The sequence below is a fragment of the Paenarthrobacter sp. NCHU4564 genome, assembly GCF_052156435.1.
Taxonomy (GTDB): Bacteria; Actinomycetota; Actinomycetes; order Actinomycetales; family Micrococcaceae; genus Arthrobacter.
Map to the genome: position 1 here is coordinate 27,196 of NZ_JBQLIS010000029.1, position 13,425 is coordinate 40,620.

Annotated in this window: 7 protein-coding genes; 4 read left to right on the plus strand and 3 right to left on the minus strand. The window is 60.0% G+C overall.

From position 1 onward, the window contains the following. Positions 1-55: 55 nt before the first annotated feature. Entirely contained in the window at positions 56-4,177 is a 4,122-nt protein-coding gene (locus ACSVIE_RS20075) for a PxKF domain-containing protein (RefSeq protein WP_442425004.1), read from the plus strand. Between the two features lie 475 nt (positions 4,178-4,652). Here the strand turns inward: ACSVIE_RS20075 and ACSVIE_RS20080 are convergent, their stop codons facing one another. Further along, entirely contained in the window at positions 4,653-5,324 is a 672-nt protein-coding gene (locus ACSVIE_RS20080) for a GntR family transcriptional regulator (protein ID WP_442425005.1), read from the minus strand. 10 nt (positions 5,325-5,334) lie between these two features. Next, positions 5,335-6,366 (minus strand): asparaginase, encoded by a 1,032-nt coding sequence (locus tag ACSVIE_RS20085; protein ID WP_442425006.1) that lies wholly within the window; start codon positions 6,364-6,366, stop codon positions 5,335-5,337. A gap of 158 nt (positions 6,367-6,524) precedes the next feature. On the opposite strand from ACSVIE_RS20085, the gene ACSVIE_RS20090 reads away from it, so the two are divergent. The 3 genes from ACSVIE_RS20090 (at position 6,525) to ACSVIE_RS20100 (ending at position 9,636) form a co-directional block, all read left to right on the plus strand. Further along, the gene (locus tag ACSVIE_RS20090) at positions 6,525-6,911 is read left to right on the plus strand and encodes a RidA family protein (RefSeq protein ID WP_442425007.1); all 387 of its coding nucleotides are present in this window, start codon (positions 6,525-6,527) and stop codon (positions 6,909-6,911) included. Between the two features lie 75 nt (positions 6,912-6,986). Beyond that, positions 6,987-8,405, plus strand: a complete 1,419-nt coding sequence (locus tag ACSVIE_RS20095) for a Na+/H+ antiporter NhaC family protein (RefSeq protein ID WP_442425008.1) — start codon at positions 6,987-6,989, stop codon at positions 8,403-8,405. Positions 8,406-8,490: 85 nt separating this feature from the next. Further along, positions 8,491-9,636, plus strand: coding sequence for an alanine racemase (locus ACSVIE_RS20100; protein ID WP_442425009.1), 1,146 nt, complete (start codon positions 8,491-8,493; stop codon positions 9,634-9,636). 598 nt (positions 9,637-10,234) lie between these two features. Here the strand turns inward: ACSVIE_RS20100 and ACSVIE_RS20105 are convergent. Further along, positions 10,235-13,336: an RCC1 domain-containing protein gene (locus ACSVIE_RS20105; protein WP_442425010.1), complete on the minus strand. Its 3,102-nt coding sequence runs from the start codon at positions 13,334-13,336 to the stop codon at positions 10,235-10,237. Between the last annotated feature and the right edge of the window lie 89 nt (positions 13,337-13,425).

Below are 13,425 nucleotides of genomic sequence, written 5' to 3' on the forward strand. Positions count from 1 at the left end.
GTCGAACCTCAATCCCCAGCAACCAGACCAAAGCCACTCGACCCCCGGAGGAACAATGAAGTCCCCACTCACGGTTCTCAAACGGTGCAGCGCCGCCGCAGCCACAACAGTCATCCTGGCCGGCGGTCTGATGGCCATCGCCCCGCCCGGGCAGGCCGACGGCGGCACGTCAGCGCCGCCGTCGTTCACCGGCTTCACCAGCAAAGCACTGCTGCAAACAGAGGGCAGGAGCATCGTCGCTGGCAACGAACTCGCGGTGGCAGACGGCAGCGCCCCGGCCAGTAGCGGCACCACCTATTTCGTGGACTCGGCGGCAGGAAACGACGCAGCCAACGGAACCACTGCCGGGACCGCGTGGAAGACTTTCGCCAAGGTCAACGGAAAAACCTTTGCACCCGGTGACCGGATCCTGCTCAAAGCGGGAAGTTCCTGGTCTGCTGAAGGAACCCAGGTAGCGAAGGAAGCCTTCGACTACACCCAATGGAACAACGGCGCGCCGTCTGACGTCACCGGCGCCGATCCAAGCTTCCTCCTCGCGCCCAGGGGTTCGGGTACCGCGGCGAACCCAATTGTCCTCTCCAGTTACGGCACCGGTGCCGCGCCTGAACTCAGCGGCCGAGGCGTGGTCAACGATACGGTCCAGCTGACCAACCAGCAGCACTGGAGCATCTCCAATCTCGAGATCAGCAACGTCACCGACGGGTTCAACCCCTCGAAGTTTGAACCGGGCGCCAACGAGGGCCTGAAACCCGGCGAAGAGAACCCCAAGACAGGCGACCTCCGCGGCATCCACGTCCAAGCAGAGAACGCAGGCGTCCTTAGTGGCTACGACATCCACAACGTCTTTATTCATGACGTCAGTGGTGTCATGTGGTCGATTGGCAACTCCGGGCTTGACCGCTCCAAGCGGACCGGCGGCATCCTCTTTGAAGGACTCAAAGGCGATGCAAGCACCGCCTCGCAATTCACCGATGTCAGCATCAGGAACAACTACATCGCCAACACAGCCTTCGCCAACGTCATGTTCAAGCAGTTCTCGGGAATGGGAGAGAACCGCTACAAGGACGTCGAGCCCGGCTGGGGCGATCGCGCCGCCGGAAAGGTAGCCGCCGACGGTACCCTCACAGAGGACCCGGACTGGCGGCCACACACGAACATCGACGTTTCCGGGAACTACCTGACCAACCGCAACACCCAGTACGGTTGGGACTCCCTGTACCTGACCAGCGTCCAACGGGCTACTGTCAGCAACAACCTGATCGACGGCACGGGTGTTTCAGGCATCGAGATGTACTACGCCGATAACGTCGTGGTGGAAAACAACGAGGTCGCCGAAGTTGAAATGCGTGCCAACGCCGCCGACTCCAACGGCATCGACCCCGACAGGGGCACCTCAAACATCCTCATCCAGGGAAACTACGTGCACAACTCCGGCGAAGGCATCCTGCTGTGCGGTTTCAGCTTCAGCACCGCCATCGTGCGATACAACATCATCAAGGACGTGGACAAGAACTACATCAACCCGCACGGCGACTCAGGGGTGAACCTGATCTACAACAACCTGATGTACAACACTCAACAGCCTGCCAAGAACAACACCATCGGCTTCTTCGAGTCTTCCGGCAGCGCCGCCACGTACCTCGTGGCAAAGAACCCGCACTACGTCTTCAACAACATCTTCTACAACACCAGGCAAGACGTCAGCGGCGCCGCTTTCCGTACCGAATTCCCGGGCGTACACTTCAGCAACAACAGCTACTACGGCCCCAAGGTCATGGCCCCATCAGCGGATGCGTACGCCACCATTGCTGACCCACTCCTTGGCGGAAACCCCGCTGATAATGTCACCAACGCAGCACCTACAGCCGGCACTTCACCTTTGATCGGTACAGGCACCACCGTGGACCTGGCAACCATTGCGAAGGGCTTCACCATCACCGGCAACGCAAGCACCAGCCAACTCCCCCTCGGCCCCGACTTCCTCGGCCGGACCATCACTACCACACCGTCCGTTGGCCCAGCCTCTTACCTCCCGAAGCCGGGCTTCGGCGTGATCACCGGCCTCGTTTCGGACAGCTACGGACAAGCCGTACCCGGCGCCACGGTCAGCTACGGATCCACCAACACCAGCACTGACAACCGCGGCCGCTACTCCATCGAAACAACCGCCGGCACCTACACACTGACCCCGTCAGCCAACGGCTACGCAGCAGGTAACGCCGTCACGGTCACCCTGACCGACGCCCAGATACTCAGCACTCCCCTGACCCTCGGTGCAACAACAGCCACCACCGGCACACTGACCGGCACCGTAAAAACCTCGCGGGCTGGAATCGGCGGCGCCGCCGTCACGGTCACCCAGGGAACAACCAGCGTGGCCCACGCAACCACCGACACCAACGGTGCCTACACCATCCCCAACCTTGCCGCCGGCACCGGCTACACCGTCACTGCCAGCAAAGCAGGCTACGACCCCACCACCCGCACCGACGTCACCATCCAGGCAGCACGCACCGCCACCATCGACCTCATCCTTTCCGCCACCCCGGGCAACACCCACTACGCCATCAATGAAACCTTCAACACCGAGAACACCGGCCCCTTCACAGGAACAGCCGACGGGGCGCTCGTGGCCCGAACAGCCGATGCCGCCGGAACCATCACCATCGACGACGACCCCACCAAACCGGGCAATAAATACCTCAAGATCAACAAGACCAGCAGCACCTCTGCCACGCTCGCCGTGCACAATGCCATCGAGGCGAACCTCGACGGCACCGTCACCATCGAAGCCCGGATCCAGCGCACTTCCACGAACGGGACCCCCAACCAGCTGGGCATGTACTCCTTCACGGAATCCACCTGGAATTCCTCCAACCCCGGAGCATCCACCAACCCTGCCGCCACGTTCGGGCTCTCCAACGGCAAGATCATCACCCACAACGTCACCGGCTCAAGCTCCATCAAAAACATTGCCGACTACAAGACCGGCCAGTGGTACACCGTCCGGAACGTGGTTAACCTCGACGCAGGAACCTTCGACTTCTACATCGACAACATGACGACGCCGGTCCTCACCAACCAGCCACTGCGCACTCTGGTGGACGATCTGGACTACTTCAGTTTCTTCATCAACAGCACCAACACAGGGAACATGCTGGTTGACTACTTCCGCGTCAACACTGGGACCCCGTATGACTACAACGACGCCTCGCTCGGCTCTGTAACCGCAACAGCCGACGGCGGCGACGTTCAACTCAGTGCCTCGGCAGACGGACTGACGTACTCAGGCACTGTCGCCCCCTATGCGACGTCGGTGACCCTTTCCGGAGTCCCCGGCAGCACCTTCGCCAGCGCAACAATCAACGGCACCCCCAGCAGCAATGCCGTGGTTGTCGCACTTGACCAAGGATCACCGGACGATGCTCTCATCGTGACCAACATCCCCGTGGTCATCACCGCAGAAGACGGCACTGCCACTACCTACACTGTGGCAATCTCCCGCACCAACCCAAACCAGTCCACGCATCTACGGAACCTGTCCCTAAACGGATACGCACTCAGCCCAGGCTTCAGTCCGGATCGTCAAGGCGCAGAAGCCCCCTACCAGGTGATGAATGAAATGGACTCAAACGTTTCCTCCGTGACATTGGCTTGGGAGGCCGGATGGGCCGGGCAACAAATCCTGGTCAACGGCACCTCAATGCCCGCCGGGGCCAGCGAAACAATCGTTGGCCTCAAGGACGGCGAAAACATCATCGAGGTCTCAACCAGTTCCTACCCGGGAGACTTCGGTACCTACATCATCAAACTCACCCGGAAAGCAGCCCCTTGGACCCTGCAAGGTTTCACCGCCCCGGTGGACATGGGCGGGGTTTGGAACACCGTCAAAGGCGGCAGCACCGTACCGCTGAAGTTCAGGATGTTCGATCGCGGCGTGGAGATCAAAGACACCGCCAAGGTCAAAGGCTTCACAGCCACCTCCGTCCAATGCCCCGGTACCGGGGCCGCAACGGCCGACGTCGAATTCCTCACCACCGGCGGAACCCAACTCACCTACACCGACGGACAATTCATCCAAAAATGGCAAACACCCAAGAAACCCGGAAGCTGCATCCAAGTGACAATGACAGCAGCTGACGGATCACAGCTGAAGGCGAACTTCGTCCTCAAATAGCAGAAGCCCAGCGGCCCAGGAAGACATCCTGGGCCGCTCTTCCTCGATGATGGGCCAGGACTTCCCCATGTAATTCAGCCACTCCAAGTGACTGCACTCGATCAGAACGGCGGTGGGCTTTACGTACAGAACTTTGGCAAGACCTTCGGAGGTTTGAAATAGCCGCAGAGGCGTCTTACCAGGTGCGGCCTAAAACCTGTCGTGTGCTTGGCTGGACGGAGCCCGCGGCCATGGTTCGCCCCACAGCAGTGTCGTAGCTTTTGATGCCACGTCCGACGCAGCATCCTATACAAACTGCGGCGGAAGTAAAATCGGGGAATCGGCCTAATTTTCGCTTGTGGGCAGCCGCATTAGGTGGTCGTAGATGGCCGCCTTTCCAGGGATGTGAGGGGGCGCCTGCCATCGCTTCGGCCGCATCGGTATAGTTCGACTCCGCGCAGAGGGGCGCGTCGCAAAGGACTCCCGAGGACCGGGCTCAGGCAGTGGGTTTCTGCGAGTACGAGTCCTCGAGGGCAGTAATCGTTGACTGCAGGTGGCGGACGGTGAGGTCGATGGCGCTGACGAGGTTCTTGTCCCGATAGAACTGGATCAGTTCTGCATGCTCGTCGTTGGAGGCGGCTATGCGTTCAGGATGTGCTTCCAGGGAGAGCCTGACGTAATTGGCGGAGCTGACGCGCAGCTGGTCGAGGATCCCGGCGAGCCTGCTCTCGTCGCGTTGCTGGCTGAAGAGTGAGTGGAACTCCCTGTTCAGCTCTGCCCAGACACCCAGGTCTTTAGTCTTGTCCATCTCGTCGTGGAGTTCCTGGGCTCGTGCAAGATCGCGTACTGTCACCTGATCCATGATCCTGCGGACCATCAGGGGCTCAAGGGTGCAGCGCAGTTCGTAGATTTCGCGGACTTCATCCACGTCCAGTGCTTTGACCAGCGTTCCCCGGTTAGGGGTTATGACGACCAGGCCTTCGGCTGCCAGATCGCGCAAGGCTTCCCGGACCGGGGTGATGCTGACTTCAAGCTGGGCAGCTAGTTCCGATTGCACAAGGCGGGTGCCTGCCGCGAGTGTCCCATCCATCAGGGCGTCACGGAGCGTCTTGAGAACGAACTCCTGGGCGGTCATGCTTCGATGCCCTTTGGCGATCTGGAGACTCACGGCGGCTTCCTTAAACTGTTTCCGGGATGAGGTGAAGGTTAGCAGAATCCGGAAGCGCGCCCCGCCGTGCGAACTCTTCCAAGATGACCGAACGGTCGCTGCCGCCTGCAATCAGCCGTTCAAGGAGCATTCTCGCCTGGCGTGGAAGAAGCCACCCGGCACCGATGGCCCCGCGATGAAGAAGATCACTTTCGGATCCATTGAACCCATAGGTCTGCGTGAAGGTGGTTCCGGCACCTGTTCGGGTTGCGAAGACAACCGGAACCGACGCCACTGCTCGACTAATTGACTCTGCGACGGCCGCGGATACGTGACCGACTCCGAAAGCGCCGATGATGATTCCCTGGTAGCCAGCCGCGACGGCGAGATCCACCAATGAACCATCGTCCCCGAAGTGAGTTTCCAGAAGTGCGACTTTGGCGATAGGACGCTTCATCGCTCCGGTCAACGCCGGGTAGCGTCCTGCCGGCGCCGTGAAATGCGTTTGTCCTTCTACGACGACGCCCAATGGCCCAAAAGGACGCGATACAAAGGCATCGAGACCACTCCCTTGGCCCTTCTGCACCCGCGATGCAGCGTGGATGGTGTCGTTGAGGACGACCATTACCCCGCGCGAGCTGCTGCGAGGTGAGGCTGCCGCCGTGACGGCAGCGAGTAGATTACCTGGCCCGTCCGCCCCAGCCGAACCGGGGTGGCGCATGGCGCCGGTCACAATCAGAGGCTCTTCGCGGTCCCAATGCAAATCGAGTAGATACGCGCTCTCCTCGATGGTGTCGGTGCCTTGGATCACGACCGCGCCGGCCGCTCCAGCATCAACGGCTTCGCGAATCCACCGCATGGCTTCTTCCAGGTCGTCGACACCCAGAGAAGCGCCGGGTTTGGTGGCCACGGTCCTGGCCTTCAAGTCCGCCACGGCGCTGAGCCCCGGCACGCCAAGAATCAAGTCGTCAGCGGACAGGGTTGGCTGCACATTCGTGCCGGTTGATGACGTCATTGTGATGGTCCCCCCTAGTGAGGCGACTGCTACCAGCGGCTTGGCCATGATGCTCCTTTGCTTCTCTGTTGCTTGACTCACACAACTTACAATATATATATTACCTCATATATGTTGCGTGTCACACTGCAAATAGCGATGGCACGGACAGGTGAAAGACACATTCGACGCGGCCACAGGCCGCAATAAACCCAGAGGAGCACCACATGAAGGCGATCGTGACCGAATTTTCTACCCGCGACGGAGGCCACTATGTGCCGGGAATGGAACACAACGGGGTGCTGTACGTTTCGGGTCAGCTCTCCATCAACCCCGCGACCGGCGAAATCCCTGTGGGTGGGGTTGCGAACGAGACCCGCCAGGCCCTGGCCAACCTCGAACTCGTGCTCAATACGGCCGGACTGACCCGGGACGACGTCATCCAGTGCCGGCTGTACACCCCGGACGTTGCCAACTGGCCCGAGATCAACACCGCGTATTCGGAATTCTTCGGTACCCACAAACCAGCCCGAGTAGTCGTCCCGTCCAACAACCTCTACGGCGGCTGCCTTGTGGAGATAGAAGCTGTAGCCGACGCCACCGCCCGTACGTGATTCCACTACTCGATTCGTTCAAGAACGGACTCCAGACCGCTTCATCTCCCCAAAGACTTATCTAAGGACCAAGCCATGCAAAGCACCGAAGCAGATTCGGAAGTACTTGCAGTTCCTGTAAAACCGAAGCCCAGCGCAACAGCGCTGATACCGTTTCTCGTCTTCATAGGACTGATTCTGGTTACGGCGATCGTCATGACGGCCATGGGCGAGGCGAAACCATTCGGTCACCTGCCCGCGGCCGTGGCACTATTCTTCGCCGTCGTTGTAGCTTTCCTGATCTACCGTGGATCCTTGGCTGAGAAGTTTGAAACTTTCGTCCAGGGCGCCGGTCACAACAACATCGTCATCATGGTGCTCACCGTGCTGCTCGCGGGTGGTTTCGCATCCGTCGCCTCGGCCTCTGGAGGTGTGGAATCCTTCGTCAACCTCACCCTCACCCTGGTACCGGCTACCTTCCTGGTCCCAGGCATCTTTCTGGCCGCGGGCATCATGTCACTGGCCACCGGTTCCTCCACAGGCACGACAGCAGCCATGGGGCCGATCGCGCTCAGCGTCGCCCAAGCCGCCGACCTGAACCTTGCAATGGTATTCGCGGCCGTATTGTCCGGGGCGTTTGTAGGAGATGGTCTGTCCTTCGTCTCGGACACCACCATCGTGGTGACCCGTGGCCAGGGCGTGAAGATGAAGGACAAGTTTCGACTTAACTGGAAAATCGCTTTCCCTTCCATGCTCGTAACTCTGGGTCTGTTTGTGGCCTTCGGCTCCGCCGATCAGGCCGCATCCCCCGAGACGGGAGACTTCAACCTCGTCAAGGTACTGCCCTACTTTCTGGTCCTCATCACCGCCATCATCGGAATCAACGTTTTCGTCGTCCTGACCGTGGGCATCCTGGCATCAGGCATCGTCGGCATGGCCTTCGGGGAACTGAATTTCAGCTCGTTCAATGAGGCCATCTTTGAAGGCTTTGAAGGAATGATCGGAATCATTGTCCTGGCCGTCTTCATTGGCGGACTGTCCGAGATGATGTCCCGGGCCGGAGGGCTGGAATTCATTGTCGTCCGCATCCAGAAACTCATCCGAGGACGGAAGTCTGCCGAAATAGGCATCGCCGCCATTGTGGGCCTCGTCGATGTCGCCATCGCCAATAACACAGCAGCCCTCATCGCGACCAACGACGTTTGCAAACAGATCGCGAGACAGTACAAGGTAGACCCACGCCGAACTGCCTCCCTCATGGACATCTTCTGTTGCGTTGGCCAAGGCCTGATCCCGTACGGCAACCAGATCCTGCTGCTCGTAGGAATCGGCGGTGCCCTCGTTTCCCCCGTCGAAGTCATCCCCTTCATGTGGTATCCGATGGTGCTCGGCGCCCTCGCAATACTCTCGATTTTCATCCCCTTTGCCGACGGTGCAGTCCGCAAGGATCCTTGGAATTGGGAGAAAAACACGACCGAGTCAGACGTCCGCAAGCACGCAACGACAGCCCTCTAACAAACGGGGCGTCACGACCTGCCCCAAGGTGCGGGCTCCATGCGGTAACGGCCGGTAAACCCGGCCATGAACTAAGGAAAACAAAATGAACCACCCCCTGATGGACTCAAAGCCCGAGACCCCATACCTGCTGCTGAACCGCTCGAAATCTGAGCACAACATCAACCGCCTCAAGCGCCATCTCAACGACCTCGATGTTCCCCTGCGCCCGCACGTCAAGACGGCAAAATCCCTCGAAGTGGCACAAATGCTCTTTCCGGACGGACCAGGCCCCATCACCGTGTCCACGCTGGCAGAAGCCGAATTCTTTGCCGCTGCAGGCTACAAGGACATCCTCTACGCCGTGGGAATCGCACCCAACAAGCTAAACCGCGTGGCACAGTTGCGGAGCGAAGGCGTTGACCTGGTGGTCTTGCTGGACAGCGCAGAACAGGCTGAAGCACTCGCCCAGTTCTGCACCAGCAACCGAGCAAGCATCCCCACCCTGATTGAGATTGACTGTGACGGCCACCGAGGAGGCATTGCACCTGACTCCCCGGAACTGCTCCACGTGGCCACCCTCATTACCAACGGAAGCGCGGAAGTCCGGGGCGTTCTGACCCACGCCGGCGAATCCTACTCTTGCTTCACCGACGCCGACCGCACCGAAGCGGCCGAGAACGAGCGGCAGACAGCCGTCAAGGCCGCCGAACGACTCAGGGCAGCCGGTCACGCTGCACCCGTTGTCAGCATCGGCTCGACCCCCACCGCCCACGCAACCAAAGACCTGACCGGCGTAACCGAAGTCCGTGCCGGCAACTTCGTATTCTTCGACCTCGTCATGGCCGGCAACGGAGTCTGCGACGTAACCGACCTCGCACTCTCCGTCGTCACGACAGTTATTGGTCACCGCGAGGATAAAGGCTGGATCATGACAGACGCGGGCTGGATGGCCACCTCCAGCGACAAAGGCACATCCAGCCAGCCCGTGAACCAATACTTTGGCCTGGTTGCCACCCGCGATGGCGCCCTAATCCCTGACCTCGTCATGATCGACGCCACTCAGGAGCACGGGGCCTTGGCAATGAGGCCAGGCACCGACCGGCCACTGCCCGAAATCCCCGTAGGAACAGAAGTCCGGATCCTGCCCATCCACGCCTGTGCCACAGCCTCCCAACACGACGTCTACCGCGTCATCAGCAAGGACGACGGGCCCATCGAAGCGATATGGAACCGCACCCACGGGTGGTAGCCCCACATGCATTCCCTCCGCAGCCCCAGGCAAAAAAGCCTGGGGCTGTGCTCCCTCTGGAAGATCTATATCCACTGCCCAAAGCGGGGGAATCAGGGTTGTCAGTATTTTGTACACCCCAACCTGACGTCAGGTGGTTGCCGGGAAGGCGTCAGGATAGGGTGCCGATAAGCTTTTCCGGGCGGCACCTGGCGGGAGTCATAGATCCCAACCTGACGGCGGCAGGCCTAGTTGAAGGCCGTTCCGAACTTGATCATTACTTCTGCGGGTAGTTTCAGCTGGATGTGCCTATGATGTGGCGCAGGCGCACGGCGTTTGGGTTGCCGGATCAGTCGATGTCGGGGCGACTGGTGCCAGGTGGTCCCAACGGACGCCGCGGCAACCAGTTGCTGGACTTGCATCGGCAAGGGTGGACGGAATTTGAGCCAGCTAACCAGCTGACCATCCGGGAGCACGACGGCCCCGATGGGCTGGCTTTTTATCGTCAGGGTTCTTGCGCCCCGAATAACGATGACACTGTGTCTGGGACCGGCCTGCGGAGACGTCGCCCTAGAAGATACGCTGCGCGGGTGGCTTCAAAACGATCTGCCACGTTGATCTAAGGGATTGTCAAGATGACGCTTACCGGCGTAGATCTGTCCTCAGTTGTTCCATCACCAAGAGTTCCGGACCAATTATTACCCCATGCCATCACGGACCCATCCGAGGCAATTGCAAAACCATTGTAGAAGTTTCCGCGCCGGACTTCTTTGATGTTGGTAATTCCTTTAACTTGGACCAATGTGTTGCCACTATTCGCTCCGGTCCCATCTCCCAGCGACCCATAATTGTTGTCTCCCCAGGCCCATACTGTTCCATTGCGCTTCAAAGCATAAGGGGGGTCAATTTGGGCTATGTCGTTATGACCAGGAACCTGGAATGCCTTGGCCGAGAACCCGTAACCCCAAGCCCACATGGATCCGTCTGCTGATAACGCATACGCCTCAAGCCCTCTACTTTTGACTGAAGTTACTGGGGGAAGATCCATCACGCGGGTGGGAATGGCGCTGGCGGTGTATGTGCCGTTTCCAAGCTGGCCATACCAATTCCCGCCCCAAGCCCAGAGGGAGCCATCGGCTTTCCGGGCGTAGGCTGCTGAGTATGAGTAGTCGAGTTCGACTACTCCCGTGAGGCCAAGGACCTGCACGGGGACACTACTTCCCGTCATGCTTCCGTTGCCAAGCTTTCCCTGCTGACCGTCTCCCCAGGCCCAGACAGTGCCGGACTCCCCTAGTGCGTACGCCGTTGAAGCCTGCTCATTGTAGGCAATATCAGTTATTCCTGATAGGCCGCTAATCTTTCGGGGGCTTACCTGGTGCGATGCTGGGCGGGCATAGCCCAGGGCATCCCATTCATAGCCCCACGACCAGAGGGAACCGTCGGTCGTAAGGGCAATTGCACTGGAACCATTGGTGCGGATCTTTTTTACATTGCTTAGCCCTACCACTTGCACCGGTATTACAGAATCAGTCGTCGTTCCGTTACCGAGCTGCCCGTCGAGGTTGCTTCCCCAAGCGAAAAGAGTCCCATCACTCCTGATGGCGTAAGCCGACGATCCGCCGGCGCTCAGGGAGATAATGTTGGACAGTCCTTGGACCTTAAGGGGAACGGAAACGTACGAGCTACTGTTGCCGATTCCGAGCTGGCCGCTCATATTCTCGCCCCAAGCCCACACTGTTCCGTCATTGCGGATTGCGTAATTTGCCCTAAGACCGTGTTCGATCGAGCGGACAGCACTACCGGGGACTGGATCGGGCGTTGGTGTTGGGGTGGGTGTGGGTTTTGGTTCAGGTGGGGTGAGGGGTAGTCCTTCGCAGGGGTTGGGTTCTGCGAGTTTCCAGGTGGTGGTGTTGACGGCGCTTTGTTCGAGTTTGAAGCCCATGACTTCGACGCCGAGGACGACGCCGAGCCGGGATTCGAGACCGAGTTCGATCGGGCAGGACCACGTCGAGCCGCCGTTGCCGGCGACCACGGCGATGGTTGCCGAGATGTACGGGCCAGCGCCGAAGGTGATACCTGCGACGCCGTAGAGCTTGATGTCGGCGTCGAAGTCCAGCGAGAGCCGGGCGGTCAGTGACGCTGTGGCTTTTACTTCGTTTTGGACTCCGGTCGTCTGGGGTTTTGTGTTGACCAGGTTGAACGACCCATCACGGTATTTGAAGCCGTAATCGGCAGCGACCGTTTGGGAGGAAGTTACAGATATCTCGGCCTCCCCAGCGACGGTGAGGTTCGCTGCGACTTCCGCATCAGCCGTCACGACGACGGGGACAGGGCCGGCCCAAAACTGTAGCCAGGCCTTTAACGTGCCGAGTTTTGTGCTGATTTTACCTTCCAAGCCGCCGCTGACACTGACTTCATGCTCAGCGGAAAACGACGGTGTCATGACTACCGATGCTTCTTTGAGTTGCAGGAAGCCTGCCTCCAGAGTCATCTTTGCCTTCGCGGATGCTCTGACAGTGGAGGCCACCGACACCGACCCGCTCCCGCTCAGTGTGTTCGATGTTGGCCGGACTTCCGACTCGTGACTGGCCTCGGACTTGAAGGTCGACTTCACGGAAAATGACTGCGAGAAAACTTCGTCTTCAACCTGGAACAGGGGGGAGGCGAGTTCGGGATTCCTCGCAGCCGTGTTAGCCCTTCCCGCCGGTGTTGTGACGGTGACCCCGGCTTCGGGGATGAACTCTGAGCTCACCGGGGTGCCGGTGACTTCGAGCAACCCACCCGTGGAGACCACGGCTTCGGGGAGGGTGGCTGGTTCTGTTTTGACCAGCGTGTTCCCGTCCGGGTCCCTCACCACCTGAACCACCCGGGCGAGCAACCCGTCCGGGGTCCCAGCAGTGACACCGGAAACCAGGACGTCATTGGGTTTGATATCGGTGGCCTGGTCCGAGGGCAGGACCACCGTGTCGCCGGAGACCAGTGCGGACTGGACCTGGGCTGGTTCCAGAACCTCCACGTCCGGGGCGATGGTGACCGTCCCCGCTGCAGGGTTGGCCGGATCCGCAGGCACTTTCTGCCCGGCGTACCGGTACAGGAACGCGGCCATCGCATCACGGGCGATCCCGTTCAACGGCCGGTACTGCCGCACCCCGCCACCCACGTCCCAGCCCGTGGAAATCCCGGACGCCGCCAGCCAGGTGATCTCGGTGTAGAACCCGCCACCGGCGGGGACGTCACCGAATGGAGAAACGGAAGGAGTTGTGAAGGCCGGCTTGTTCGCGTACCGGTACAAGAACGCCGCCATCGCATCACGGGCGATGGGAGACAACGGCCGGTACTCCCGCTTCCCGCTACCAACATCCCAACCAGTCGAGATGCCCTTCGAAGCCAGCCAAGTGATCTCCTTATAAAACGCAGCTCCTGCCGGAACATCGGTGAACGGCGACACCGCCGGCGCGGTGAACGCAGGAGACCCGGCATGACGATACAAAAAAGCAGCCATCGCGTCCCGGGCAATGGACTCCAACGGCCTGTACTGCCGCACCCCGCCACCGGCATCCCAACCCGTGGAAATCCCCTCCGCGGCCAGCCATGAAATCTCCGTAGCGAACTGCGAAGACTCCGGCACATCAGAAAACCGCACCACATTCTCCACCACCGGATCCGCAGCTACCGCCGCAGGCACAACCAGCAAACCCGGAGCCACCACCACCAACACCACAGCAACCAACCAGGCTCTTCACGGTTCGTGGTGAATGTTCTGCCGTGGCGGATGTTCATGCCGCTGTTCTAACGGCACTGCGCAACAGG

What these genes read in the sequence shown, in the direction of transcription:
- ACSVIE_RS20075 (WP_442425004.1), top strand. Translation starts at nt 56, where the DNA reads ATGAAGTCCCCACTCACGGTTCTCAAACGGTGCAGCGCCGCCGCAGCC.
- ACSVIE_RS20085 (WP_442425006.1), bottom strand. Translation starts at nt 6,366, where the DNA reads ATGGCCAAGCCGCTGGTAGCAGTCGCCTCACTAGGGGGGACCATCACA.
- ACSVIE_RS20090 (WP_442425007.1), top strand. Translation starts at nt 6,525, where the DNA reads ATGAAGGCGATCGTGACCGAATTTTCTACCCGCGACGGAGGCCACTAT.
- ACSVIE_RS20095 (WP_442425008.1), top strand. Translation starts at nt 6,987, where the DNA reads ATGCAAAGCACCGAAGCAGATTCGGAAGTACTTGCAGTTCCTGTAAAA.
- ACSVIE_RS20100 (WP_442425009.1), top strand. Translation starts at nt 8,491, where the DNA reads ATGAACCACCCCCTGATGGACTCAAAGCCCGAGACCCCATACCTGCTG.